We start from the raw sequence: 24,489 nt of genomic DNA on the forward strand, positions 1-24,489 counted from the left end.
GCGGGCTTAGATGTGGTTTTCTGCCGCTGGCTACCGGTCGGTTCCAGACCTCAAGTCATTCCCACTCGATCGTGCCCGGGGGCTTCGAAGTGATGTCATAGGTCACACGGTTGATGCCTTTGACTTCATTGATGATCCGCGTGGCCGTCTCGCCGAGGAACTCGTGGGTGAAGGGATAGTAATCCGCCGTCATCCCGTCCACCGAAGTGACCGCACGCAGCGCGCAGGCGAAATCATAGGTGCGGCCATCGCCCATCACACCTACGGTGCGCACCGGAAGGATCGCAACGAATGCCTGCCAGATCTCGTCATAGAGCCCGTGCTTGCGGATCTGGTCGATATAGACCGCATCTGCCTTGCGCAGGATCTCGAGCTTCTCGCGGGTGATCTCGCCGGGGCAGCGGATCGCCAGACCCGGACCAGGGAACGGATGACGACCGATGAAGCTGTCGGGAAGACCGAGTTCGCGGCCAAGCTCGCGGACCTCGTCCTTGAACAGCTCGCGCAGCGGCTCGACCAGTTTCAGGCCCATTTTCTCCGGCAGACCGCCCACATTGTGGTGCGATTTGATGGTGACCGAAGGACCGCCCGAGAAACTCACGCTCTCGATCACGTCGGGGTAAAGCGTGCCCTGAGCGAGGAATTCGGCGCCTTCGATTTCATTAGCGTATTTCTGGAACACATCGATGAAGAGCTTGCCGATGGTCTTGCGCTTGACCTCGGGGTCCGACACGCCTTCCAGCGCACCGATAAAGAGATCGGATTCATCTGCCGCGATCAGTTTGATATTGTAGTTCTCGCGGAACATGGTCTTGACCTGTTCGGCCTCGTCGAGGCGCAGGAGGCCGTGATCGACGAAGACGCAGGTCAGCTGGTCACCGATGGCTTCGTGCAGGAGGATCGCGGTGACCGAGCTGTCGACGCCACCCGAAAGACCGCAGATGACCTGCTTGTCGCCCACTTGCTCGCGGATCGTCTTGATCGCTTCCTCGCGATAGGCCGCCATGGTCCAGTCGCCGGTGAAGCCTGCCTTGCGCAGGAAGTTCTCGATCAGCGCCTTGCCATTGGGCGTGTGGTGCACCTCGGGATGGAACTGCACGGCGTAGAACTGGCGGCTCTCGTCGGCGGTGATCGCATAGGGCGCGTTGGGCGAGGTGCCGATCACCTCGAAGCCCGGAGCCAATGCGGTCACGCGGTCGCCATGGCTCATCCAGACCTGCTCGCGGCCGTCATCGAGGAAGAGACCGGCGAAGATGCCATCGAGCTTGTGGCCATCGGCGGGAGTGACGAAGGCGCGGCCATATTCGGCATGGTGGCCCGCTTCGACGCGGCCGCCGAGCTGTTCCATCATGACCTGCTGGCCATAGCAGATACCGAAGACGGGAAGGCCCATCTCGAAAAGGGCTTGCGGCGCGCGGGGGGAGCCTTCGCGCGTCACGCTGTCAGGACCGCCCGACAGGATCACGGCCAGAGGCGCGATCTCGCGGATCACCTCTTCGGTGACGGACTGGTAGGGACGGATTTCGCAATAGACGTTCAGCTCGCGCAGGCGGCGCGCGATCAGCTGCGTCACCTGGGATCCGAAGTCGATGATAAGGAGGGTCTGATGCTGTGCCATATGCGAGCCTTTAAGGGGGCAGGATTACAAAGGCAATAACTTTGCAGCCCTGCCCGATGCAAGAGTGGAGATGGGGATGGGGGCGCTGCCCCCTCTTGTGCCTCTGGCACAATTCACCCCCGGGATATTTGGGGACGCTGGAAGCGGATCTCAGGCTCTGCTGGCCAGCGCATCCTGCAGGAGGGTTTTCAGGGTGTCGGCGGGCACCTCGGAGGTCACGAAGGCCTGGCCGATGCCGCGGGCGAGGATGAAACGCAGCTTGCCGTCGAGCACTTTCTTGTCCTGTGCCATGAGGGCTACGAGACCATCGGCATCGGGCAGATCGCCCGCAATATCGGAGAGGTCGGTTTTCATGCCCATGGCGCGCAGATGCGCGCGCACCCGCGAGGGGGCTTCTTGCGCGCACAGGCCCAGACGCTGGCTGAGCTCGAACGCCAATGCGCAGCCGATCGAGACGCCCTCCCCATGGAGAAGCCGGTCGGAATAGCCGGTTGCGGATTCAAGCGCATGGCCGAAGGTATGGCCGAGATTGAGAAGCGCGCGGTCGCCTTCCTCTGTCTCGTCACGCTCGACGATATCGGCTTTCATCTGTACCGAGCGGCGCACGGCCTCCTGGCGCAGGGCCGTGTCGCCTTGCGCCAGTGCAGGACCATTGCGCTCGAGCCAGTCGAAGAAACTGGCAGATCCGAGAAGCCCGTATTTGGCCACCTCGCCATAGCCTGCCAGAAAATCGCGCGGCGCGAGCGTGCCCAGAAGATCGATATCGGCCAGCACCCGGGTGGGTTGGTGGAAGGCGCCGATCAGGTTCTTGCCCACCACGGAGTTGATCCCCGTCTTGCCGCCGACCGAACTGTCGACCTGTGCCAGAAGCGTCGTCGGGATCTGCACGAAACGTACGCCGCGACGCAGGACCGAGGCCGCGAAGCCCACCAGATCCCCGATCACTCCGCCCCCGAAGGCGATGACGATATCCTTACGCTCGACTTTCTGTTCCAGAAGCCATTCGACCGTGCGGGTAAAGTGCGGCCAGCTTTTGGTCGATTCGCCCGCAGGCAGGGTCAGCGAGACCATTTCGATCTGCCCGAGCCCTGCGCGCAGCGCGTCGAGATGCAGCGGGCCCACTGTCTCGTCGGTGACGACCGCCACGCGGGGGCGGCGCAACAAAGGCGCGATCTGGGCCTCGGCACGGGCCAGAAGCCCCGTCCCGATACAGACCTCATAGGATCGCGCACCTAGATTGACGGAAACGATATCATCCATTCTGGCACTCCGTTCTGAACAGTCCCGGCTGTTGGTGAAGCGCGGCGATCACGCGGTCGGTCATCGCATGCACGCCGGTCTGGGGGCCCGCTTCGACATGGACCTGCGCCATGGCATAAACCGGCAGGCGGGTCTCGAGCATGTGACGCAGGGTCGCTTTGGGATCGGCGGTTTTCAGTAACGGACGGTTGCTTTTGGCTTTTACCCGCGTCCAGAGCGTTTCCACATCGGCCTTCAGCCAGACCGACATGCCACGCTCGGCGATCATGCGACGATTGGCCTCGGAGAGAAACGCCCCGCCACCGGTGGAGATGACCGCAGGTGCCCCGCGCAGCAGCCGCTCGATGATCTCGGATTCGCGGGCACGGAAGAACGCCTCGCCATCACGGGCGAAGATTTCCGTCACACTCATCTGCGCGGCCTCCTCGATGGCCTCGTCACTGTCCAGAAACGGCACGCCCAAAGCCTGTGCCAGCGACTGACCGATCGTGGTCTTGCCGCATCCCATCATACCCACCAGCACGATGCTCTTCTGAAGCCGCTCTCTTGCTCGTCCGCCCACGCGTTCCTCTTGCCTTTTCCTGCATCACTTCTGTGCGCAATCGCACCAAATGGCGCAATTCTCCAGAGAAGCTGCTTGCTTGGCGCAATCGTGAAGATTTCCCCCCTCAATGGCGTGAACTTCCCAAAAATGCCAGTTATAATGTGCAGGATTTCGCGGGGGCCGTGGGGTTTTGCAGCAAACCGACCGCTTGCACCTTGCATCTGCCCCATGCGCGATCATACGAGCAGAACGAGAAAAACACTAAGCAGACGTGGGGATCCATGGGGCGCATCTTCAAGGTAATTCTGATCCTTCTGGTATTGGGCGCATTGGGCGTGATCGGCTATGCCTATATCGGCGATATGGCACCGCGGCAGGAACCGGCCTCGGTCGAGGTCACCCTGCCCGACCAACCCGCCGCGCAACAGTAACGGGGCGCTGATGGTGGGAGGCGTGGGCGACAAGCGTGTCATCGTGGCGGCCGGTCTGTGGGCTGTCACCGTCTCGGGCGCGCTTGCGCAGGGGGCGGCCCCGATCTCTGCCATCGACTGGCTTTCGAATTCCATTGTCACGCCCTCGGCCATGCCGGCCAATCCGACCTTCGGGACGGCGCGTCCTGTTGTGCCCGGTAGCACGCTCTCGGTGATGCCACCCGTGCCGGGCGAGCCGCCGGTGAGCAAGGGTGTGGGCACGGAAGATATCAGCGTGCTGGATCTGGGCGGTCCGGACCCCAATGGGATCGGGCTCCTGCCTGCCAAGCGTGCGGGCCTTCCGAAAGCGCTTTGGGGCAAAACGCCCGAAACCGAGTTGATCGATCTGCTGCGTCAGGCGCAGGTCGTGAACGCCCTGCCCGCGATCCAGCAACTGATGCAGAAACTGATGCTGGCCGAGCTGGACCCGCCCGAGATCTCGGATCCGAGCCGGACCGACAGCCTGTTTCTGGCGCGGATCGACAAGCTGCTCGATCAAGGCGCGCTGGAACCCGCGCTGGCCATGCTCGAGCAGGACCATAGCGATGATCCGCAGGTCTTCCGCCGCCGTTTCGATGTGGCGCTGCTTTTGGGGGAGGAAGATACCGCCTGCAAGCTGATGGACGAGATGCCGGATGTGGCGCCGTCTTTTAGCGCGCGGATCTTCTGTTTCGCGCGCAATGGTGATTGGGATGCGGCGGCGCTTTCACTCGGGAGCGGCGAGGCACTGGGCCAGTTCGACCCCGAGACGGCGACCCTTCTGGAACGGTTCCTCGAACCGGAGCTGGGCGAGGATGCGGATGATCTGCCTCCGCCCACCCGCGTGACACCGCTGAATTTCCGTATGATGGAGGCGATCGGCCAGCCGCTGCCCACAACGGGGCTGCCGTTGGCCTTTGCCCATGCCGATCTGCGCTCGAATAATGGCTGGAAGGCGCAGATTGAGGCGGCCGAGCGGCTGGCCCCGCATGGCGCCATCGACCCCAACCAGTTGCTTGGCCTCTATACCGAGCGGCGCGCCGCCGCCTCGGGCAGCCTGTGGGACAGGGTTTCGGCGGTATCGGCGCTGGATCGGGCAATTACCGATAACGATATCGACACAATCGAGACCGACCTTCCCGAAGCCTATCAGGCCATGGAACGGGCGGAGCTGGAACCGGTTCTGGCAGAGCTTTACGGGCCGGTGCTGGCAGCGATGGATCTCAAGGGGGCGGCCAAGGAGGCCGCTTTCCGGCTGGGGCTGCTGTCGCAGGATTACGAGAATGTCGCTCGCAATGCCGATGACGAGGCGCCTGATGACGCGCTGCTCATCGCTATCGCTCTGGGCAATACCGAGGCAGTGCCTGCCCAGGACCAGCTGGGACTGGCGCTTAAACGGGTTTTCGATGCGCCCCAGACAGCGACGCCCGCCCCCTATCGCGAGCTGCTGCCCGACCAGCTGGGTGCGGCGATCCTGCAGGCGGTAAACGATATCGACAATGGCGCGCGGGGGGATTATCCGCGTATGGTGAACGGGTTGAACCTGCTTCGTTTCGTCGGACTGGAAACCGTCGCGCGGCGCACGGCGCTCGAAATGATCATACTGGAGCGGCGCGGATGAACGATCCGGTCCCGAGCGACCCCAACTGGCTGTCCATCTTTCTCGAAGCACAGGCCGCCGAAGCCGGTGCCGCGCGCAATACCGTGCTGAGCTACGGACGGGATCTGAGCGACTTCATGGGCTTTGTCACAGCAAAGAACCTCGCCTTCGGCACGCTTACGCAAGACGATATCGAGACCTATCTCATCCGCTGCGAGGCGGAGGGGCTGGCGCAATCGACCCGCGCGCGCAGGCTCTCGGCGATCCGCCAGCTTTACCGCTTTGCCTATGAGGAAGGCTGGCGCGAGGATAACCCCGCGCTGCGGATCTCGGGCCCCGGCCGTGTGAAGGCGCTCCCCAAAGTGCTAAGCATCGAGGAGGTGGACCGGCTGCTGGCGGTTGCGCCGCATTACGGGCGCACCGCTCTCGATCACGGGCGCAACCGCTGTCTTATGGAGCTGCTTTATGCCACAGGCATGCGCGTGACCGAGTTGGTCACCCTGCCCGTCTCCGGGGCGCGCGGCAATCCGGCGATGCTTCTCGTCAATGGCAAGGGCGGCAAGGACCGGATGGTGCCCTTGTCGGACCATGCCCGTCAGGCATTGGCGGACTGGATCGTGCTGCGGGACGCCGCCGAGGACGAGGCCCATACCAAGAAGCGCAAACCACTCTCGCGCTTCCTGTTTCCCTCCTCGGGCAAGGACGGGCATCTGACGCGGCAGGCTTTCCATCGACTTCTGAAGGAATTCGCGGTCGAGGCGGGGATCAGCCCCGCAAAGGTCACGCCCCATGTGCTGCGCCACGCCTTTGCCACCCATCTGCTGCAAGGGGGCGCGGATTTGCGCGCGATCCAGATGCTTCTTGGGCATGCGGATCTTTCAACGACAGAGATCTATACCCATGTGCTTGACGAGCGGCTGAAAACTCTGGTCATGCAGCACCATCCGCTCGCAAAACGGTCTTGAAGCACGGCGAAAGCGATATAGAACACGGTTATGGACAGCAATTTTCTCGATGCGGCCTTTTTCGGCTCGGCAATCACCATCCTGATCCTTCTGGCCTTCTCGGCCTTTTTCTCGGGCTCCGAAACGGCGCTGACCGGCTCGAGCCGCGCCAAGCTGCGCTCGCGAGCCGATAAGGGCGACAAGGGCGCTGATATCGCCCTCGATGTCACCGAGGATAGCGAGAAGCTGATCGGCGCGATCCTTCTGGGCAATAACGTGGTCAATATTCTGGCGACCTCGCTGGCCACCGCCCTGCTCACGCGGGTCTTCGGCGATTCCGGTGTGGCACTGGCAACGCTGGCGATGACCGTCCTAGTGCTGATTTTCTCGGAAGTGCTGCCCAAGACCTATTCGATCAACAATCCCGAAACCGTGGCGAGCAAAGTCGCGCGTCCGATCAAGCTGATCACCATTTTGCTCGCCCCTGTCGTGTCGGTGGTGCGTCTTCTGGTGCGCGGCATCCTCCGGCTTTTCGGCCAGCATACCAATGCGGACACCCATATGTTCTCGATCCACGAGGAGATTGCGGGAGCTCTGGCACTGGGGCAATCGGAAGGCACGGTAGATAAGGAAGACCGCGACCGACTTCTGGGCGCGCTCGATCTGGGCAACCGCACGGTTGAAGAAATCATGCTCCACCGCAGCCATATCGAGATGATTGATGTGAAGGCGGATCCGAGCGAAATCCTGACCGCCGTGCTCTCCTCTCCCTATACCCGTCTGCCGCTTTATGACGGCGAGCGCGAGAATGTGGTGGGCATCATTCACTCGAAAGACCTGCTGCGCGCGGTGGAGAAACTCCTGCGTCAGGAAGGCTCGACGCTGGAAAGCATCGCCAAGCTGGATGTGACGCAGGTGATGATGAAGCCCTATTTCATCCCCGAGACCTCGCCGCTCGACGAACAGATGCGCGAATTTCTCAAGCGCCGGACCCATTTCGCGCTGGTGGTGGATGAATATGGCGACCTGCGCGGGCTGCTGACACTGGAAGACATCCTCGAGGAAATCGTGGGCGAGATCACCGACGAGCACGATCCGACCGCGCCCTCGCGTCTTCTGCCGAATGCGGCGGGCGATTACATCGTCGATGGTGGCATGACGATCCGCGACCTCAATCGCGAGACGGACTGGCAATTGCCCGATGACGAGGCCCATACGATCGCCGGTCTGGTGATCCACGAGGCCCAGACCATCCCGACCACGGGTCAGGTCTTCAGCTTCCACAACTTCCGCTTCGAGGTTCTGGCGCGCAAGGACAACCGGATCACGCGGCTGAAGATCCGGCAGCTGCGTCCTGTAACAGGCGAAGAGGAATAACAAAAAGCCGGTCGGGCTCTCCCGACCGGCTTTCTTCTGGCAAAGCCTCCGGCGTTCAGAGGCCCGCGATCTCTTTTTTCCGGCGGGCGACAAAGGCCTCGAGCGCCGCGCGGCGTTCGGGCGCAAGGCTCGGCGGCTGGGAAGCGTCGAGCAGCCTGTTCACGCATTGGCGCGCATGCCAGACCGTATCGGGACGATTGGCCGCCTCCCAGGCATCATGGGTCCTGTCCTCCAGCACAGCGCTTTTCCAGAGCCGCGCCTCGCCCTCACGCAGCGTTTCCTCGGCGCCGAGGAAATGCCCTCCCGGCCCGACCTCGCGCAGGCTGGCCAGCGGATCGCCCGAAGCACTTTGAAGGCCGTCATACTGGCGCAGGGTCGCCGAGATCTGGTCGGTATCGAGGACGAATTTCTCGGGCGAGGCCACAAGCCCGCTCTCCAGCCAGCCTGCCCCGTGCAGCATGAAATCGACGCCCGCCAGCTGGCTGGCCCAAAGCGAATTGGCCGCCTCGTATCCGGCATGGGCATTGGGTTCGAATGCCGCCGTCAGACAGCCGCCCGCGCGGTAGGGCAGCCCCATGCGGCGCGCGAGCTGCCCTGCGGCCAGCGTCAGCTGCGTCATCTCGGGAGAGGAAAAGATCGACGCGCCGGTCTTGGTGTCGAGAGCATTGGCGTAGAGCCCAAAGACCACCGGCGCGCCGGGCCGCACGAGCTGGGCGTAGGCCGTGCCCGCCATCACCTCGGCCAGCGCCTGCGCGAGCGTCCCGATCACCGTCACCGGCGCCGTGGCCCCCATGATCGCATAGGCCGAGATCACGCAGGCCTGCCCCGCGCCGGCATAGACTTCCAGACACTCGCTCATCGTCGCGTCGAAACTCAGCGGCGAACCGATATTGATCAGCGCGCTCAGCAGCACCGGCAGGTCATCCCCCTCGAGCCCGAAGAGCGTTCTGGCAAAGGCGACAGAGTCACGGGCACGCTCGGGGTCGGTGGTCGAGCCCATGAAGGGCTTGTCCGACAACAGCGCATGCGCCATCAGCATATCCAGATGACGCGTCTCGAGCGGCAGATCGGTCGGCTCGCAGAGCGTGCCACCGGCATGGGAGATGGCCTCGCTCGCATGCGCCAGCCGCACCAGCATCTGGAAATCGCCAAACCGCGCGGCACGGCGGCCCTCCACCGGATCGAGCACGAAGGGCGGTCCATAGACCGGTGCGATCACGGGTTTGCCACCGCCGATCGTCACGCTACGGGCCGGATTGACGGCCTGCTGCACGAAGGAGGCGGGTGCTGTGGCGCAGAGCCTGCGCGCGAGACCACGCGGGATATAGACCCGCTCGCCCTGCACTTCGGCCCCCGCCTCCTGCCAGCGCGCCAGTGCGGCGGGGTTGTCGGTGAAATTCACACCGATCTCGGCAAGGATGGTTTCTGCCAGCCCCTCGATCTCTGCCGCGCGCGCCTCGCTGAGGATCGTGCAGGGAGGTATCCGCCCTATCGACTGCGCGGCAATCTGATGCGAAAGAACGGATGAAGGCATTTATATCTCCGTGGGTGGGGCATTGGGGGGCGATCTTGCCCCTGATCGGGGCAGGAAGGCAACCACCTGCCCCGAGTTTCACGCCTGCAGGATCAGGATGCTTGCCTGCCACGGCCCCAGATGGAGACTATGATCGGGATCAGGCCGGATCGATCCCAGTTCGCCCGCGATGGTGACCCAGCGCCCCGCAGGCACCGTGACCCGCGCAGGGTGCCCGGAAAGATTGAAGTAGCACTGGATCTGCTCCCCGTTGCCGCTACGCTTGAACGACAGGACCTGTTCGCCCGCCGCGATCTCGTTCATATCCCCCTTGCGCAGGGCAAGATGCGCGCGACGGAAGGCCAGCGCACGGCGATAGTGATGCAATAGCGCGGCAGGATCACGCTCGGCCGCATCCACCGCGAGCCGCGCATGGGCCCGCGGGACCGGAAGCCAGGGCTTGGCCTGCGAGAACCCCGCATAGGGCGCCTCCTCTTCCCAGACCATCGGCGTGCGCGCGCCGTCGCGGCCCTTGAATTCGGGCCAGAATTCGATCCCGTAGGGATCCTGCAGATCCTCGTAATCGAGATCGGCCTCCGGGAGGCCCAACTCCTCCCCCTGATAGAGGCAAAGCGAGCCGCGCAAACAGACCATCAATGTTGTATAGACCCGCGCGGCCTGCGGGCTCAGGCCCCAACGGCTGATATGGCGAGCCACATCATGGTTGCTGAAGGCCCAGCAGGCCCAGCCATCGGCAGCCACTTCGGCCACCTTGTCGAGCACCGTCTTGAACGTCTGCGGCGAGAGCGGCGCATGCCCTGCCAGAAACTCGAAGGCATAGGACATCTGCACCTTGTCCTCGCCCGAGGTATATTCGCCCAGGAGTTCCAGCCCGCGCTGAGCGTCTCCCACCTCGCCCACCGCGGCGGCATTATAGCCGTTCATCAGGGTGCGCAGCTTGCGCAGGAATTCCAGATTGCGCGGATGGTTCCTGTCATAGAGATGCAGCTGATAGTTATAGGGATTCACCTTGGGCGCGGCGACATCATTGCGATCTGCCAGTGGCAGCGCGGGGTTGTCGCGCAGCTTCTCGTCATGCATGTAGTAGTTGATCACATCCAGCCGGAACCCGTCGACCCCGCGATCGAGCCAGAATTTCGACACATCCAGAAGCGCCTGCTGCACCTCGGCGCTGTGGTGGTTGAGATCGGGCTGCTGGGTCAGGAAGTTGTGCAGGTAATACTGCTCGCGGCGGGTGTCCCATTGCCATGCCGAGCCGCCAAACATTCCCAGCCAGTTATTGGGTGCCGTGCCATCGGGTTTGGGATCGGCCCAGACATACCAGTCGGTTTTCGGATTGTCGCGGCTCGCACGGCTTTCCTTGAACCACGGATGCTGGTCGGATGTATGGGAGAAGACCAGATCGATCATCACCTTGATCCCCAGCGCATGGGCGGTCTCGATCACCTGATCGAAATCGGCTAGCGTGCCGAACATCGGATCGACATCGCAGTAATCGGCCACATCATAGCCGAAATCCTTCATCGGGCTGGTGAAAAAAGGGGAGATCCAGATGGCATCCGCCCCGAGCCGTGCAATATGGGGGAGCCTGCGCACGATCCCCAGAAGATCGCCCACACCGTCGCCATTGCTGTCCTGATAGCTGCGCGGATAGATCTGGTAGATGACAGCGCCACGCCACCAGTCGGGGTCTTTTCGCATCACGCTCATGCGTCGGTCTCCTTCTGATCGGTATACCCTTTGCCTGCCCCGAGGATAGGAGGGGATACCCCCGAGCGAAACCCCGATGACAAAAAGCTGAAACCGGGGACGGGCGACGCGCGATTGCAACAGCCCGCGCCCCTCGGCCTTTACCCTCTCCGAAATCGGTTTGGAACCGGACCAAAGCGTTCTAGCGTTATCCTTCTATCGCAAAGACTTTCAGGTAGGATCTCAGGTAACCCGATGACGCTCAAAGAACTTGCCCGCCAGCTTGGGCTCTCTCCGACCACCGTCAGCCGTGCATTGAACGGGTTCCCCGAAGTATCCGAAGCCACGCGGATCAAGGTCCGCGAGGCGGCGCAGGCCAGCGGATACCACCCCAATCTGCAGGCCCGCAGGCTGGCGACGGGCCGCGCCATGGCAATCGGGCATATCCTGCCAATGGCGCCTTCCCATGATCTGGTGAACCCGATCTTTGCCGATTTCATTGCCGGCGCGGGCGAGATCTATGCCCTGCGCGGCTACGACCTGATCATGACCTTGGTGAAAGAGGGCGACGAGGACGCCGCTTACCGTGCGATGGCGGCCAAGCGCAATGTAGACGGCGTCATACTGCATGGCGCGCGCGATCTGGATCTGCGCCCCGACCTGTGCCGCGAACTGGGCCTGCCCTTTGTGATCCACGGTCGTGTCGAGACGCCTGCATCGGGGGATCTGTGGATCGACACCAGCCACGAGAGCGCCTTCGAACAGCTGGTGCTGCTCTTGATCGATCAGGGGCATCGCGACATCGCGTTGATCAACGGCCCCGAGGGATTGCGCGCCTCGGCCCACCGTCGCGCGGGGTTCGAGAGAGCATTTCTGGCGCGCGGGCTGGAAGTGCCGCGGCTCTACATGGTGTCGGGCGAGGTTTCGGACGAGACGGGACGCGATGCCGCAGCCGAGATGCTGAGCTGGCGAAGCCGCCCCAGTGCCTTTGTGACCGCCTCACTGATGGGGGCGATGGGCGTGCGTCGGGCCGTCGAGGATGCGGGGCTTGCATTGGGGCGCGATATTTCTCTGGTGACATGGGATGACGGGCTGTCCTTCGTGACCAACCGCGGCCTGAACCCGATCTATACCGCAATGAAATCTCCGGTCCGCGAGGCGGGCCAGCGCGCCGCACAGATGCTGATCGACCGGATCGAGACGCCCGATATCGCGCAGACCCCACTTCTTCTGGAGCCCGCCCTGCTCATGGGCCAGTCCCTTGGCCCGCTGAAAATGTGAGAGCGGTCAGGTGTACCCTGCCCTTGCCCAAGCCCTCGGGCCAATCTATCAGGGAGACCGAGCACTGTGGAGGAGACAGAGATGACCATGACCAGCCGCTATACCCTACTGGCCGATATCGGCGGGACCAATACACGGGTCGCTCTGGCACAAGGTGCGCAGCTGGTGCCTGCCTCCATCGCGCGTTTCCCCAATAAAGGGCGCGCCACGCTCGAGGAAATCATTCGCGAATACATGGTGGCCGAACGGATCAGTGATCTGGTGGGTGTCTGCGTGGCCGTGGCAGGTCCGGTGTCCGTTGACGGGACCCATGCGCGGATGACCAATCTCGACTGGACGATCCGTGCGGAGGCGCTGGCCGAGGTGACGGGCGCGGCGCATGTATCGCTCCTCAACGATCTGCAGGCGCAAGGCCATGCACTCGCTGGGCTCTCGCCGGAAGTGCTGCGCGAGGTGCAGGCGGGCGAACCCGCGCCTGCCTTGTCGCCCAAGCTGGTGGTCGGTGTCGGGACCGGTTTCAATGCGGCTCCCGTCCATCACGCGCCCGGCGGGCTGATGGTTGTGCCTGCCTCGGAATGCGGCCATATCACCATGCCCGTCCGCTCCGAGATCCACACCGAGGTCAAGCGCTATTTCGAGCGTAAACACCGCTTTGCGAGCGTCGAACATGCCTGTGCGGGTCGGGGCCTCGAGCGAATCTATGCGTTCGTGACCGGGCGCGAGGACGCCACTGTAACCGGCGAAGAGATTCTTTCGCTAATGCACGGTAAAGATGAGGACGCTCTGAAGGCGGCCCAGATCTTCGTAACTCTCCTTGGGGGTGCATTGGGCGATCTGGCCCTAACCCATCTTCCATTTGGCGGAATTTATTTGATCGGGGGGGCGGCGCGCGCGGTCGAGCCTTGGCTCGAACAGATGAATTTCAAGCAAGCCTTTATGGATAAAGGATCTTTCTCTGATTACATGACGAAATTCCCGATCCATGTAGTTGAGGATGACTTCGCCGCACTCGCGGGATGCGCGAATTATATCGCCACCCACAAGCTCGGTCTGTCGTAAACCTCTCACGGCCCCTGCGCCGTCAAGTCTATGTTAATAGACCTGCGCTAAACCCGTTTCATTACCGAATGAAAGGGGAACTAGGTGCAGTTTTCTCACTCAGACATCCCTGGGGGCAGCCAATGACGGTTTTGCCTCTGGACCCGAAGCTGGACCTGACCAAGGTCGCGGCTCTTACAGATACCATCCGCTCCCATAAAGGAAGCGATCTGGTGATTGACGCGACAGAAGTGACCCATCTGGGGGCCCTTGGCCTGCAGGTGCTAGTCTCTGCCGCAAAGAGCTGGCGTGACAGCGGTCACTCGCTGACGATTTCGCCCCGCTCCGAAGCCTTCGATGAAGCGCTTGGGCTCTACGGGGTTTCCCTCGACGATTTACAATCCACGGAGGCCGCATGAGCCTGACAGTTCTGGCCGTCGATGACAGCCGCACCATTCGCGACATGCTCAAACTTGCATTGAAAGACGCGGGCATGGAACTCCACGTTGCCGAAGACGGCGTGCATGGGCTGGAGGTGCTGGAAGGCATCGAACCCGACGCCATCATTTCCGACATCAATATGCCGCGCCTTGACGGTTTCGGCTTCATCGAGGCCGTTCGCGGTCAGGAAAAGCACCGGGCGACCCCGATCCTTGTCCTGACCACCGAATCCGCCCCCGAGCTGAAAGCACGGGCACGTGCCGCAGGGGCCAGCGGCTGGATCGTCAAACCGTTTGATCCGCCGAAGCTGGTCAAGGCATTGCAGATGGTTGCTGGCTAAGGGAGGGATCTATGTCTGATCCGATGGCAGAAATCAGAGCCAGTTTCTTCGTTGAATGCGAGGAATTGCTCGAAAGTCTTCAGGATGCCCTCATCGAAATGGATGAAGGCGCCTATGATAACGAAACGATCAACGTCGTTTTCCGGGCGGTGCATTCCATCAAGGGCGGCGCTGGTGCCTTCGGACTGGACGCGCTCGTCGCTTTTGCACACCGTTATGAAACGGTCATGGACGAGGTCCGCTCCGGAAAATTGCAGCTGTCTCCGGAGGCAGTGAAACAGTTCTTCCAATGCGCCGATTTCCTATCGGATCATGTTCGTGCAGCCCAGGCCGGCGACCCGCCTCCCGAGGGTGCAGAGCAGGCGCTGTGCGAGCTGGAAGCCCTAATGGGAATGGCTCCGGGCGGAGCGACAGAAGAGAGTGAAGAAGTCTCGGCGGACGACTTCCAGCCGATGGGTCTGAGCTTCGATCTGGATCTCGGGACGACCGATGACGTCAGCGAGACCCGCATTGAGATCAAATTCGCGCCCAAAGCGGAACTTTTTGCGTCAGGCAACGAGCCTTTGCATCTCTTCCGTGCGCTTCATGAACTCTGTCCCGAAATCGAAGTCTCTCTCGATCTGGATGCGGTTCCTGCGCTCGATGACCTCAGCCCCGAAATTCCCTACCTTTCGTGGCATGCCGTTCTGACTGGCGATGTAAACGAGATGGATGTTCGCGAGATCTTCGATTTTGTCGAAGATGTTAGCGAGCTCGAGATCCATCAGGACTCTGATGCCGAAAATAGTTTTCTCCCTTTTGCCAATGACGGTGCGGAGGCATCTTCTGACGCCGTCATGAACAGTGATTTCATGGATGCCCCGCACCACATAGCCGCACCGGCGACTCAGGTCGCACAAGCACCGATGCCGAGCGCCGCAGGCGCGGACATTCCGGCACCGAAGGAGACCGAGGGAGGTGCGGCCAATACAGGCGGCGCGGCCAAACATGGCAGTGATCCATCGCCGACGGTGCGTGTCGATCTCGATCGTATCGACCGGCTGGTGAACCTAGTGGGCGAGCTGGTCATCAACCAGGCCATGCTTGCGCAAAGCGTCGCGGAAGCGGGCCTACCGCCGAACTCGGCAGTCATGACAGGTCTTGAAGCATTCATGATGCTGACGCGTGATATCCAGGACTCGGTGATGATGATCCGCGCCCAGCCCGTGAAACCGCTCTTCCAGCGGATGGGCCGGATCGTGCGCGAATCCTCCGCCGCGATCGGCAAGGATGTGCGTCTGAAAGTCGAAGGTGAAACGACCGAGGTCGACAAGACCGTGATCGAGCGTCTCGCCGATCCGCTGACGCATATGATCCGGAACTCGGTTGACCATGGCCTGGAGACCCCTGACAAGCGCCGCGCGCTTGGCAAACCGGAAGAAGGTGTTATCACACTTTCGGCGCAGCACCGCTCCGGCCGTGTGGTCATCGAGATCGAGGACGACGGTGCAGGCATCAACCGTCCCAAGGTTCTGGCAAAAGCCATCGAGAAAGGTCTTGTCGCACCCGATGCACAGCTGACCGATGCGGAGATCGATAACCTCCTGTTCCTGCCCGGTTTCTCCACGGCAGATCAGGTCTCCGCTCTGTCGGGCCGAGGTGTCGGAATGGATGTGGTGCGCAGTTCGATCCAGTCTTTGGGCGGGCGTATCACCATCCAGTCCGAACCTGGCAAAGGCACGATTTTCTCAATCTCGCTCCCGCTTACGCTCGCTGTTCTGGACGGAATGGTGGTGACGGTCGCTGGCGAAACGCTCGTTGTTCCGCTGAATGCGATCCTTGAGACTCAGACGCTAACCGCCGAGGATCTCCGCAAGCTTGGACCGACAACGAATGTTATCCATGTTCGTGGTGAATTTGTACCCCTCTACGACCTGGGTGCAGAGCTCGGATATCGTGGCGCCAAGAGCAACTACGAAGGCTGTATCGTGTTGCTGACAGCCCAGGAAGACGGCCGCCGCAACGCCCTGATCGTCGATCAGATTATGGAGCAACGTCAGGTAGTGATCAAAGGTCTGCAACAAGCCTATGGCCACATTCCCGGCATTGCCGCCGCAACTATCCTTGGTGACGGTCAGATTGCGCTGATTCTCGACCCCGCCGACCTTGTCCAAAACGCAACCGGCCACACCCGGTCCGACTTTGCTCTAGCAGGATGATAAAGATGACTGACGTAGCATCGACCCAAACCTCGTCCGAAATTGAACTTCTGTCTTTCCGCTTGGCAGACGAAGAATATAGCGTCGACATCATGTCGGTTCGTGAGATCCGTGGCTGGACGCGAGCAACCCCGCTCCCGCACGCACCACCCCATGTCCGAGGTGTCATCAACTTGCGCGGCACCGTTCTGCCGGTCGTTGATCTCTCCATCCGCCTAGGTATGGATCCGGTCGAAGGCGACGCGCGTAACGTGATTATCGTTGTGCAGTTCGGCAATCAAACTGCAGGACTTCTCGTTCATGCTGTGTCGGACATTCTCTCCATTCCGCGCGAAGAGCTTCAGCCTCCGCCGGATCTCGCTGCGGATCTGTCACACAGCTTCATCTCTGCCCTAACGATCGTAGAAGGCCGCATGATCCGTGTGCTGGATCTCGCAACTGTTCTGCCTGAAGACACTGCGGAAGCTGCATGAACGCCCTGACCCCAAATATCTCCCAGATGTCACCAAGTGACCGCGAACTCTCCGAGATTGCTGCGATCCTTATGACACATGCAGGGATCGTTCTGGCACCGGGCAAGGGATCAATGGTCCAGTCCCGCCTCCAGAAACGGCTTCGTGCTTTGGGGCTGAGCTCCTATCGCGCCTATATCGATCTGGTAAATAGCGTTGACGGTCTCCCCGAACGGCAGGAAATGATTTCCGCGCTCACAACCAACGTCACCAACTTCTTCCGGGAGAACCATCACTTCGAGACGCTGCAAAAAGAGGCTCTGCCAAAGCTCATTGCCGCGCGCGGAAAACGGCTGCGGATCTGGTCGGCCGGCTGCTCCAACGGGCAAGAAGCCTACTCGATCCTGATGACGGCCGCTGAAACAGTGCGAGAATTCGATCAGTCCGACATCAAGCTTCTGGCGACCGATATTGATCCGGTCATGATACGTCGCGGCACTCAGGGGGTATACTCAAGCAGTATCCTTGAAGCCGTGCCGGCGCCGCTCCAGAAAAAATACTTCCAAGCGGCCGGGGCAGATCAGCAGGTCGTAGATCGCCTACGTAAACGGGCCACGTTTCGCGAACTCAATATTCATTCCGATTGGCCCATGAAGGGCCAGTTCGACATCATCTTCTGCCGGAACATGATGATTTACTTTTCCCCTGAGGCGCAAAACCTCCTGTGGAAGCGCTTTGAGAAAATTCTTGCCCCGGGTGGATGGCTGTTTGTCGGACATTCGGAGCGGGTTCCGCTCGATACCGGTAGTAAACTCGTGCCGGCCGGAATCACCACTTATCGACTCCCCGCAGAGGGACAATGAAGGAGGCCACAAATGGCATTGCGAGACCAACTTAAAGTTTTGGTGGTCGATGACATGTCCACGAGCCGCGGCCTGATTTTGCAGGCGCTGGACGCGATGGGTATTCGCCAAGTCGGATATGCTGTCGACGGTCAAGGCGCGATGGGTATTCTGGAAAAGACGCCGGTTCACCTGGTCATCTCCGACTATAACATGCCTGGCATGGATGGGCTGCAGCTGCTCCATGCGATGCGCAAGAACCCGAAGACGCAACGTAGCGGTTTCATCCTGATCACCGGCCGGGCCGATAAGGAAATCATCGAGAACGGCAAAAAGCTGGGAATGAACAACTTCATCAAAAAGCCGTTCCAACCGCAGGACCTTCGCAACTGCATCGAGGCGGTCGTGGGGCGCCTATGATTGTAAGCACCGCACAGGAAACAATCCCGCCAAAGCATCAAGACCTGCCTCTTGATGCGCTGGCCGCCCGCGTGGGGGACGAGCTCGAGACACTGGCTCGCCTCTCCGCCGACGTCCAGAAAGCGATTTCAGCCTGCGAATTCGCGGAACATACGCAGGCCGAAGCGATCCGTGGTATGCAGGGTATCGACCGGATCACTCAGTCCCTAGAGGATCTAGGCCGCCTCATGGCTGCGGTTTCGGGAGAGATGCCCCAAGGTGTGAAACTGCATGCCGTTCCGATCCTCTCGCGCCTTCGCCTGCATGAACTCATCACGAATCTGAACCCTGCAGAAGAGCGGATAGTGCTGAGCCACGATGAAGCGGATGGGGAGATTGAATGGTTCTAAGCGGGTTACCCGCTCAGAACCTGACAAATCATCTGGTTTTGTTGAGTGCCTGCGCGAGCGCGGAGCCCAATGCACTATTGGTACCGGACACGGCAGAAGCCCCGGTTCCGCTTTTTTTATGCTGCAATGATTTCGACTGACCTTTTGATGCAGGACCTCGGCTCGGCTCGGGCCGCTCGGTCTTTCCATCTCGACGCATCGAGAGCCCGATGCGCTTGCGCGGCACATCAACTTCCGTCACCACGACTTTGACCACATCACCCGCTTTGACGACCTCATGCGGGTCCTTGACAAAACGGTCCGCCATTTGGCTCACATGGACAAGCCCATCCTGATGGACGCCGATATCGACAAAGGCCCCGAAAGCCGCGACATTGGTTATGGTTCCCTCAAGACGCATACCGGGACGAAGATCGGATATCTCTTCCACCCCTTCGGTAAAGCTTGCAGTTTTGAAATCAGGGCGCGGATCTCGTCCAGGCTTCTGAAGCTCTGCCAGAATATCACGAATGGTCGGGAGACCGAATCCGTCGCGCAGAAAATCCTCCGCCCGTAAATTCTGCAATGCTGTATCATTCCCCATCACCGACCGCAGATCGCGCCCACAGGATTTCACGATATCCCGAGCGATTTCATAGGCCTCCGGGTGGACCGCTGATGCGTCGAGGGGCTCCTTCCCGTCACGGATACGCAGGAATCCAGCGGCTTGCTCGAAGGCGCGCGGACCCAGACGGCTGACCTTTAAGAGCTCCTTGCGGGTCGCAAACGCCCCGTTCGCCTCACGATGGGCCACGATCGCTTCTGCGAGGGCCGGACCGAGGCCCGAAACATGGGACAGTAGCGCCGAAGAGGCTGTGTTGAGATCGACCCCCACCGCATTTACCGCATCCTCGACCACACCCTCGAGGGATCGGCCCAGCTTGTGCTGATCGACATCATGCTGATACTGCCCGACGCCGATGCTTTTCGGCTCGATCTTTACCAGTTCCGCCAAGGGGTCCTGCAGACGGCGCGCAATCGACACGGCCCCGCGCAGGCTGACATCCAGATCGGGAAATTCGCGGGCGGCGAGTTCTGACGCGGAATAGACCGAGGCTCCCGCCTCGGAAACGATCACCTTGGTCGGAATGGCAACGCCCTTGGGCAGCCGTTTGAGCACATCCACGACGAGGCGTTCGGTCTCTCGGGACGCGGTGCCATTGCCGATAGCGATCAATTCGATCCGGTGTTTCGCAATCAACGCAAGTAGCGCCGCCTCCGATCCGCGCAGATCGTTCTTGGGCTGGAACGGGTAGATTGTGGTCGTTTCCAAAACCTTCCCAGTCGCGTCGATGGCCGCCACTTTCACACCCGTTCGGATCCCCGGATCGAGACCGAGCGTCGCCCGCGCACCAGCCGGAGCTGCCAGAAGCAAATCCTTCAGATTGCGGGCAAAGACCGCAATCGCCTCCTCCTGCGCGCGCGCGCGTAGATCACCGAGCAGATCGAGCATCATAGACAGCGACAGTTTCACCCGCCATGCCCATGCCGCGGCCTGCCCCAGCCAACGGGCACCCGCACCCTGCCCGCGCAACCCCAGCGACGCGGCCACGATCTCGGCCGGCCGTCCCGCCATCTCTTCGGCGGGGGCGATATCGAGCGTGATGATCCCTTCATTCGAGGCGCGCAACAATGCCAGCGCCCGATGGGAGGGCGCACTCTGCCACTTTTCGCTATGATCGAAATAATCCGAGAATTTGGCACCTTTTTCGGCCTGCCCCTCGATCAACTTTCCACGCAGGATCGCATTCTGCTGCATCCATTCGCGCAACCGGCCCAGCAAAGCCGCATCCTCGGTGAGGCGCTCGCCCAGGATATCACGCGCGCCGGTCAGCGCATCTTTCTCGGTCGGCACGGCTTCGGAAAGATAGCTGGAGGCCAGCCCTTCAGGATCTGCCCCGTGATCAGCCAGAATCGCTTCGAGGAGCGGTTCCAGCCCGTTCTCGCGCGCGATCATCGCTTTGGTACGCCGCTTTTTCTTGTAGGGGAGATAGAGATCTTCCAGCTCGGCCTTTGTGCCTGCCCTGGTAATCTGCGCCGCAAGGGCGTCAGTCAGCTTGCCCTGCTCCTCGATGGATTTGACAATCGCGCTGCGCCGCGCTTCCAACTCGCGCAGATAGACCAACCGGTCCGAAAGCAGACGCAACTGGCTGTCGTCCAGCCCCCCCGTCGCCTCCTTGCGGTAACGCGCGACGAAAGGAACCGTGGCCCCTTCATCCAGAAGTTTTACCGCCGCAACCACCTGATCGGTGCGGGCGGAGATATCTGTGGCAATCTGACGGGATATGCGGAGATCGGGGTCCAAGGCTTCCTCCATGCGTCTCGGGCAGTCGTCGGAAACACGGGTCTACCCCTGTTCCCGCAGCCCGCCAAGAGCCTATCTCCGCACAAGCCCTTGAGGCATGTATCACATCGGTCAGCTTCAGCCGATATCAGCCGAAACGGCCCGAGCGCTCCAGCACCTCGATCTGGTAACCATCAGGATCGGCGACAAAAAAGAACCGCGCGATCCTGGTGCCTGCCGGTGCGAATTCGACGATCTTGCGCGGCGCCAGGCCTGCAGCCTCGAAACGGGCATGTTCGGCATCAAGATCGGCGACCGAAACCGCAAGGTGCCCATAACCATTGCCGAGGTCATAGGGCGTCGTCTGCCCCTTGTTCACGGTCAGCTCCAGCTCGAATCCGGTCTCGGAGTTCGAGAGGTAGACAAGCGTGAAGTCGGGAAAATCGAGGCGTTCGGCCACCTCGAGACCGAAAGCGGTTTTGTAGAAGGCACAGGCTTTGGTCTCGTCCAGCACACGGATCATCGAATGAATCATCTTGGCCATTAGGCATCCTTTCGCAAATGGAACTCCGGGGCGAAAGGACCATTCCAACGCGAAGGACGCAAGCACCAGACATGAAAAAGCGGCCCCGAAGGGCCGCTTTGATCCACGGTATGTCTGGGGTTCAGGCGTGGCCCAGACGGGTGCGGCGGCGCCAGTCGAGGATTGTCACCCCGAAAATCGCCAGACCGATGATGCTGAGCACCGCGCCGACATGGCCGGAGACCGGATAATCATACCCTGCCCCGATCGCCTTCGCGGCAAGGAACGGCCCCAGCGCATTGGCCACGTTGAAGGCTGCATGATGGAGCGCCGCTGCAAGCTGCTGCGATTCCTTGGCCACATCCATCAGGCGGATCTGAAGCGGCATCGAGACACCGCTGAGAATCCCCAGCAGGAACACCACCGCCGCAAAGGTCACGACATTAGCAGTTGCCCAAGGATAGGCGATGAGCAGGATCGTTCCGACGATCAGCGCAAAGAACGTGGTGGCCGTGTAGCTGCGGTCAGATGCCCAACCGTAAACCATCGTGAAAACAGTCATACCAACGCCTGCAAGCATCAGGATGAAGGGCTCGTAGGACGCCGGCAGGTTCATGGACTTGGTCGAGGTATCCACGAGATAGGTATAGACCGCGAAGAAACCGCCATAGCCGATCGCGCCGGTTGCCAGCGTCAGCCAGACCTGACGGTTCTTCAGCGCACCCAGTTCTTTCAGGGGGCTTGCCGTGGGATCAACCGGCACGCGCGGTGCCGTCAGGAAGACAGAGATCGCCGTCAGAAGCGACATCAGCCCCACCAGCCCGAAGGTCCAGCGCCAGCCCACTGTCTGTCCCAGCACGTTGGCCATCGGCACCCCCAAGGTAGTGGCGATGGTCAGTCCGAGGAACATCTTCGAGACCGCCGCCGCGCGTTTCCCCTTGGGCACAGCGGCCGCGATCACAAGCGCACCCACGCCGAAATAGGCACCATGCGGCAGCCCCGACAGGAAACGCATTGCCATGAAGCTGCCGAAGGTCGGGGCGAAGGCCGAAAGGATATTGAAGACCGCAAAGGCGACCATCAGCCAAGTCAGCATCAGCCGACGGCGCACTTTTGCGCCCAGCACGGCAAGTGTCGGCGCACCGATGACCACCCCTAGGGCATAGGCGCTGATCGCATCGGCCGCACGGGCCGAATCAACACCCAGTTCCTGGGAGAAATATGGCAGCACCGCCATAGAGGCGAATTCCGTCGTACCGATCGCGAATCCACCCAGCGCCAGCGCCAGAATGATCAGGCGCGACGAAGCATTGATAACGGGAGGCTCGATGCCTTGCACCGTAGCCCCGTGGGGAGTGTTTTCGATTGTCATAGGGTAGTTCCTAGCGTTCGGGGGGTCGAAACCCCGTTGGCCTCTTTCGCCCAACTAGGGAGAGTTTCCCAAAAGAACAAGCGCCGTAAATCATTTTCTATATGCACTTACTGCAAGCCCGCTTACATCCAAGCGCAGAGCTGTTATTTTTTAATATAAAACGGCGACTTAACAGCCGCCGTTTTTATACTCAGCTACTGCGACACGCCGCCGCAGAGCTATTTAAGCGGCAAATCACACGCCGTCATCGATCGGGAAGAAGCTGTCGGCCCGTGCACGGTGCCAGCGGGCCAGATAGCCGAAGCGGTCCTCTTCCTCGCGCAGCAGGAAACCTATAGGCATATAGGGATAGACCTCGCTGCCCACGACCATCTGACGGTCCTTCTCCCGCATCATCAGATGGTGTGGCAGGAATTTCGAGGGATGATCCAGCCCGGCAGCCCCCGTCATCTCCTTGAGCGCCTTCATCGTGTTTCGATGGAAATTGGCCACGCGGGTCGCCTTATCCTCGACCACCAGCGCCTTGGAGCGGCGCGGGTCTTGGGTGGCAACGCCCACGGGACAGCGGTTGGTGTGGCAAGCCTGTGCCTGAATGCAGCCAATGGAGAACATGAAGCCGCGCGCCGAATTGCACCAGTCTGCGCCGAGCGCCAGCACCCGCGCGATATCGAAGCTCGAGATGATCTTGGCCGAGGCCCCGATCTTGATCTTCTCGCGCAAGCCCGCCCCCCTAAGCGCATTGTGGACAAAGGTAAGCCCTTCAACAAGCGGCATACCCAGACGGTTGGCAAATTCCAGCGGTGCCGCCCCCGTGCCCCCTTCCTTGCCATCAACTACGATAAAATCGGGGGTAATGCCGGTTTCGATCATCGCCTTCAGCATGCACATGAACTCGCGGCGGTGACCGACGCAGAGCTTGAAGCCCACTGGCTTGCCACCCGAAAGATCCCGCAGCTGTTTGATAAAATGGCACAATTCCAGCGGCGTCGAGAAAGCCGAATGCGAGGCGGGCGAGATACAGTCCTGATCCATCGGGATGTCACGCGCCTCGGCGATCTCGGGCGTGATTTTGGCCGCAGGCAGCATGCCCCCATGCCCCGGTTTCGCGCCCTGGCTCAGCTTGATTTCGATCATCTTCACCTGCGGCTCCTGCGCGCGCTGCGCGAAGGTCTCGGGATTGAACGAGCCGTCATGGTTGCGGCAACCGAAATAGCCGGACCCGATCTCCCAGATCAGATCGCCCCCGCCCGCGCGGTGGTAGCGCGAGATGGACCCCTCTCCCGTATCATGGGCAAAGCCGCCCAGTTTGGCACCGGTATTGAGCGCCTGAATTGCATTGGCAGACAGAGCCCCGAAGGACATGGCCGAGATATTGTAGATCGAGGCGGAATACGGCTGTTGGCAATCCGGGCCGCCAATGGTGACGCGGAAATCATGGCTTTCGATATGGCGCGGCTGGACCGAATGGGTCAGCCATTGATAGCCCGAATCATAGACCCGCTGTTTGGTCCCGAAGGCACGCGCATCCTCGACATCCTTGGCGCGCTGATAGACCAGCGTCCGCTCCTCGCGCGAGAAGGGCTCCTCGTCCTGATCGGCCTCGATCAGATATTGCCGGATCTCGGGGCGGATGCTTTCCAGCAGGTAGCGCATATGCCCCATGATCGGATAGTTGCGCAGCACCGCGTGGCGGGTTTGACGGACATCGTAGAAGCCAACAAAGAAGAGTGCACCAAAGATCAGGAATGTGAGCCAGAAGATGCTGTGGAAGATGACACCGAGTAGCGATAACAGCGCCAGCACCCCGCATAGGATCATGGGCATAAAGCGGCTAACATCTTTTGAATGCATGGCT

General features: G+C 61.1%; 22 protein-coding genes. 13 read left to right on the forward strand and 9 right to left on the reverse strand.

Features of this window, described 5'->3' with window-relative positions; genetic code table 11:
• Nucleotides 1-55: 55 nt before the first annotated feature.
• From guaA to VSX56_RS07025, 3 genes are all read right to left on the reverse strand, one after another.
• A complete protein-coding gene (gene guaA, locus VSX56_RS07015; protein WP_339112721.1) occupies nt 56-1,618 on the reverse strand; it encodes a glutamine-hydrolyzing GMP synthase in 1,563 nt (520 codons plus the stop codon).
• A gap of 150 nt (nt 1,619-1,768) precedes the next feature.
• Nucleotides 1,769-2,878 carry a 3-dehydroquinate synthase gene (gene aroB / locus VSX56_RS07020; protein ID WP_350935924.1) on the reverse strand — a complete coding sequence of 370 codons (1,110 nt, stop codon included), beginning with the start codon at nt 2,876-2,878 and terminating at the stop codon, nt 1,769-1,771.
• A complete protein-coding gene (locus tag VSX56_RS07025; protein ID WP_406871147.1) occupies nt 2,871-3,389 on the reverse strand; it encodes a shikimate kinase in 519 nt (172 codons plus the stop codon). Before VSX56_RS07025 ends, aroB begins: the two co-directional genes overlap by 8 nt.
• 314 nt (nt 3,390-3,703) lie before the next feature.
• Between VSX56_RS07025 and VSX56_RS07030 the strand changes: the two genes are divergently transcribed.
• The 4 genes from VSX56_RS07030 to VSX56_RS07045 are packed head-to-tail and all read left to right on the forward strand — an operon-like array spanning nt 3,704 to nt 7,792.
• Nucleotides 3,704-3,853, forward strand: a complete 150-nt coding sequence (locus VSX56_RS07030) for a hypothetical protein (RefSeq protein WP_339112723.1) — start codon at nt 3,704-3,706, stop codon at nt 3,851-3,853.
• Between the two features lie 22 nt (nt 3,854-3,875).
• Nucleotides 3,876-5,492, forward strand: a complete 1,617-nt coding sequence (locus VSX56_RS07035; protein WP_350935929.1) for a hypothetical protein — start codon at nt 3,876-3,878, stop codon at nt 5,490-5,492.
• The gene (locus VSX56_RS07040; RefSeq protein WP_339112725.1) at nt 5,489-6,436 is read left to right on the forward strand and encodes a site-specific tyrosine recombinase XerD; all 948 of its coding nucleotides are present in this window, start codon (nt 5,489-5,491) and stop codon (nt 6,434-6,436) included. The genes VSX56_RS07035 and VSX56_RS07040 overlap by 4 nt, the downstream gene beginning before the upstream one ends.
• 30 nt (nt 6,437-6,466) lie before the next feature.
• Nucleotides 6,467-7,792: an HlyC/CorC family transporter gene (locus tag VSX56_RS07045; protein ID WP_339112726.1), complete on the forward strand. Its 1,326-nt coding sequence runs from the start codon at nt 6,467-6,469 to the stop codon at nt 7,790-7,792.
• A 55-nt stretch (nt 7,793-7,847) separates the two neighbouring features.
• Here the strand turns inward: VSX56_RS07045 and VSX56_RS07050 are convergent, their stop codons facing one another.
• Nucleotides 7,848-9,326, reverse strand: coding sequence for a trimethylamine methyltransferase family protein (locus VSX56_RS07050; RefSeq protein ID WP_350935932.1), 1,479 nt, complete (start codon nt 9,324-9,326; stop codon nt 7,848-7,850).
• Nucleotides 9,327-9,404: 78 nt separating this feature from the next.
• Nucleotides 9,405-11,036, reverse strand: coding sequence for an alpha-amylase family glycosyl hydrolase (locus tag VSX56_RS07055; protein WP_350935934.1), 1,632 nt, complete (start codon nt 11,034-11,036; stop codon nt 9,405-9,407).
• Between the two features lie 234 nt (nt 11,037-11,270).
• On the opposite strand from VSX56_RS07055, the gene VSX56_RS07060 reads away from it, so the two are divergent.
• From VSX56_RS07060 to VSX56_RS07100, 9 genes are all read left to right on the forward strand, one after another.
• Entirely contained in the window at nt 11,271-12,296 is a 1,026-nt protein-coding gene (locus VSX56_RS07060) for a LacI family DNA-binding transcriptional regulator (RefSeq protein ID WP_350935937.1), read from the forward strand.
• A gap of 81 nt (nt 12,297-12,377) precedes the next feature.
• The gene (locus tag VSX56_RS07065; RefSeq protein ID WP_350935939.1) at nt 12,378-13,355 is read left to right on the forward strand and encodes a glucokinase; all 978 of its coding nucleotides are present in this window, start codon (nt 12,378-12,380) and stop codon (nt 13,353-13,355) included.
• Nucleotides 13,356-13,477: 122 nt separating this feature from the next.
• Nucleotides 13,478-13,753, forward strand: a complete 276-nt coding sequence (locus tag VSX56_RS07070) for an STAS domain-containing protein (RefSeq protein ID WP_339112731.1) — start codon at nt 13,478-13,480, stop codon at nt 13,751-13,753.
• The gene (locus tag VSX56_RS07075; RefSeq protein ID WP_339112732.1) at nt 13,750-14,115 is read left to right on the forward strand and encodes a response regulator; all 366 of its coding nucleotides are present in this window, start codon (nt 13,750-13,752) and stop codon (nt 14,113-14,115) included. Before VSX56_RS07070 ends, VSX56_RS07075 begins: the two co-directional genes overlap by 4 nt.
• 11 nt (nt 14,116-14,126) lie before the next feature.
• Complete coding sequence (locus VSX56_RS07080; RefSeq protein WP_350935942.1) at nt 14,127-16,313, forward strand: chemotaxis protein CheA; 2,187 nt, start codon at nt 14,127-14,129, stop codon at nt 16,311-16,313.
• A gap of 5 nt (nt 16,314-16,318) precedes the next feature.
• Nucleotides 16,319-16,786: a chemotaxis protein CheW gene (locus VSX56_RS07085; protein WP_339112734.1), complete on the forward strand. Its 468-nt coding sequence runs from the start codon at nt 16,319-16,321 to the stop codon at nt 16,784-16,786.
• Nucleotides 16,783-17,628, forward strand: coding sequence for a CheR family methyltransferase (locus VSX56_RS07090; RefSeq protein ID WP_350935944.1), 846 nt, complete (start codon nt 16,783-16,785; stop codon nt 17,626-17,628). Before VSX56_RS07085 ends, VSX56_RS07090 begins: the two co-directional genes overlap by 4 nt.
• A 12-nt stretch (nt 17,629-17,640) precedes the next feature.
• Nucleotides 17,641-18,027 carry a response regulator gene (locus VSX56_RS07095; RefSeq protein WP_339112736.1) on the forward strand — a complete coding sequence of 129 codons (387 nt, stop codon included), beginning with the start codon at nt 17,641-17,643 and terminating at the stop codon, nt 18,025-18,027.
• A complete protein-coding gene (locus VSX56_RS07100) occupies nt 18,024-18,416 on the forward strand; it encodes a DUF8776 family protein (RefSeq protein ID WP_339112737.1) in 393 nt (130 codons plus the stop codon). Before VSX56_RS07095 ends, VSX56_RS07100 begins: the two co-directional genes overlap by 4 nt.
• A 28-nt stretch (nt 18,417-18,444) precedes the next feature.
• Here the strand turns inward: VSX56_RS07100 and VSX56_RS07105 are convergent, their stop codons facing one another.
• From VSX56_RS07105 to VSX56_RS07120, 4 genes are all read right to left on the reverse strand, one after another.
• Nucleotides 18,445-20,760 (reverse strand): Tex family protein, encoded by a 2,316-nt coding sequence (locus VSX56_RS07105; RefSeq protein ID WP_350935947.1) that lies wholly within the window; start codon nt 20,758-20,760, stop codon nt 18,445-18,447.
• 127 nt (nt 20,761-20,887) lie between these two features.
• Nucleotides 20,888-21,283, reverse strand: a complete 396-nt coding sequence (locus tag VSX56_RS07110) for a VOC family protein (RefSeq protein WP_350935950.1) — start codon at nt 21,281-21,283, stop codon at nt 20,888-20,890.
• A 121-nt stretch (nt 21,284-21,404) separates the two neighbouring features.
• Nucleotides 21,405-22,634, reverse strand: coding sequence for an MFS transporter (locus VSX56_RS07115; protein ID WP_350935952.1), 1,230 nt, complete (start codon nt 22,632-22,634; stop codon nt 21,405-21,407).
• 234 nt (nt 22,635-22,868) lie between these two features.
• Complete coding sequence (locus VSX56_RS07120) at nt 22,869-24,485, reverse strand: FMN-binding glutamate synthase family protein (RefSeq protein ID WP_339112741.1); 1,617 nt, start codon at nt 24,483-24,485, stop codon at nt 22,869-22,871.
• Nucleotides 24,486-24,489: the final 4 nt, after the last annotated feature.

Origin of the sequence: Thioclava kandeliae (genome assembly GCF_040297545.1) — a bacterium.
Classification (GTDB): Bacteria; Pseudomonadota; Alphaproteobacteria; order Rhodobacterales; family Rhodobacteraceae; genus Thioclava; species Thioclava kandeliae.

What these genes read in the sequence shown, in the direction of transcription:
- guaA (WP_339112721.1), bottom strand. Translation starts at nt 1,618, where the DNA reads ATGGCACAGCATCAGACCCTCCTTATCATCGACTTCGGATCCCAGGTG.
- aroB (WP_350935924.1), bottom strand. Translation starts at nt 2,878, where the DNA reads ATGGATGATATCGTTTCCGTCAATCTAGGTGCGCGATCCTATGAGGTC.
- VSX56_RS07025 (WP_406871147.1), bottom strand. Translation starts at nt 3,389, where the DNA reads ATGATGGGATGCGGCAAGACCACGATCGGTCAGTCGCTGGCACAGGCT.
- VSX56_RS07030 (WP_339112723.1), top strand. Translation starts at nt 3,704, where the DNA reads ATGGGGCGCATCTTCAAGGTAATTCTGATCCTTCTGGTATTGGGCGCA.
- VSX56_RS07040 (WP_339112725.1), top strand. Translation starts at nt 5,489, where the DNA reads ATGAACGATCCGGTCCCGAGCGACCCCAACTGGCTGTCCATCTTTCTC.
- VSX56_RS07045 (WP_339112726.1), top strand. Translation starts at nt 6,467, where the DNA reads ATGGACAGCAATTTTCTCGATGCGGCCTTTTTCGGCTCGGCAATCACC.
- VSX56_RS07050 (WP_350935932.1), bottom strand. Translation starts at nt 9,326, where the DNA reads ATGCCTTCATCCGTTCTTTCGCATCAGATTGCCGCGCAGTCGATAGGG.
- VSX56_RS07055 (WP_350935934.1), bottom strand. Translation starts at nt 11,036, where the DNA reads ATGAGCGTGATGCGAAAAGACCCCGACTGGTGGCGTGGCGCTGTCATC.
- VSX56_RS07060 (WP_350935937.1), top strand. Translation starts at nt 11,271, where the DNA reads ATGACGCTCAAAGAACTTGCCCGCCAGCTTGGGCTCTCTCCGACCACC.
- VSX56_RS07065 (WP_350935939.1), top strand. Translation starts at nt 12,378, where the DNA reads ATGACCATGACCAGCCGCTATACCCTACTGGCCGATATCGGCGGGACC.
- VSX56_RS07070 (WP_339112731.1), top strand. Translation starts at nt 13,478, where the DNA reads ATGACGGTTTTGCCTCTGGACCCGAAGCTGGACCTGACCAAGGTCGCG.
- VSX56_RS07075 (WP_339112732.1), top strand. Translation starts at nt 13,750, where the DNA reads ATGAGCCTGACAGTTCTGGCCGTCGATGACAGCCGCACCATTCGCGAC.
- VSX56_RS07080 (WP_350935942.1), top strand. Translation starts at nt 14,127, where the DNA reads ATGTCTGATCCGATGGCAGAAATCAGAGCCAGTTTCTTCGTTGAATGC.
- VSX56_RS07085 (WP_339112734.1), top strand. Translation starts at nt 16,319, where the DNA reads ATGACTGACGTAGCATCGACCCAAACCTCGTCCGAAATTGAACTTCTG.
- VSX56_RS07090 (WP_350935944.1), top strand. Translation starts at nt 16,783, where the DNA reads ATGAACGCCCTGACCCCAAATATCTCCCAGATGTCACCAAGTGACCGC.
- VSX56_RS07095 (WP_339112736.1), top strand. Translation starts at nt 17,641, where the DNA reads ATGGCATTGCGAGACCAACTTAAAGTTTTGGTGGTCGATGACATGTCC.
- VSX56_RS07100 (WP_339112737.1), top strand. Translation starts at nt 18,024, where the DNA reads ATGATTGTAAGCACCGCACAGGAAACAATCCCGCCAAAGCATCAAGAC.
- VSX56_RS07110 (WP_350935950.1), bottom strand. Translation starts at nt 21,283, where the DNA reads ATGGCCAAGATGATTCATTCGATGATCCGTGTGCTGGACGAGACCAAA.
- VSX56_RS07115 (WP_350935952.1), bottom strand. Translation starts at nt 22,634, where the DNA reads ATGACAATCGAAAACACTCCCCACGGGGCTACGGTGCAAGGCATCGAG.
- VSX56_RS07120 (WP_339112741.1), bottom strand. Translation starts at nt 24,485, where the DNA reads ATGCATTCAAAAGATGTTAGCCGCTTTATGCCCATGATCCTATGCGGG.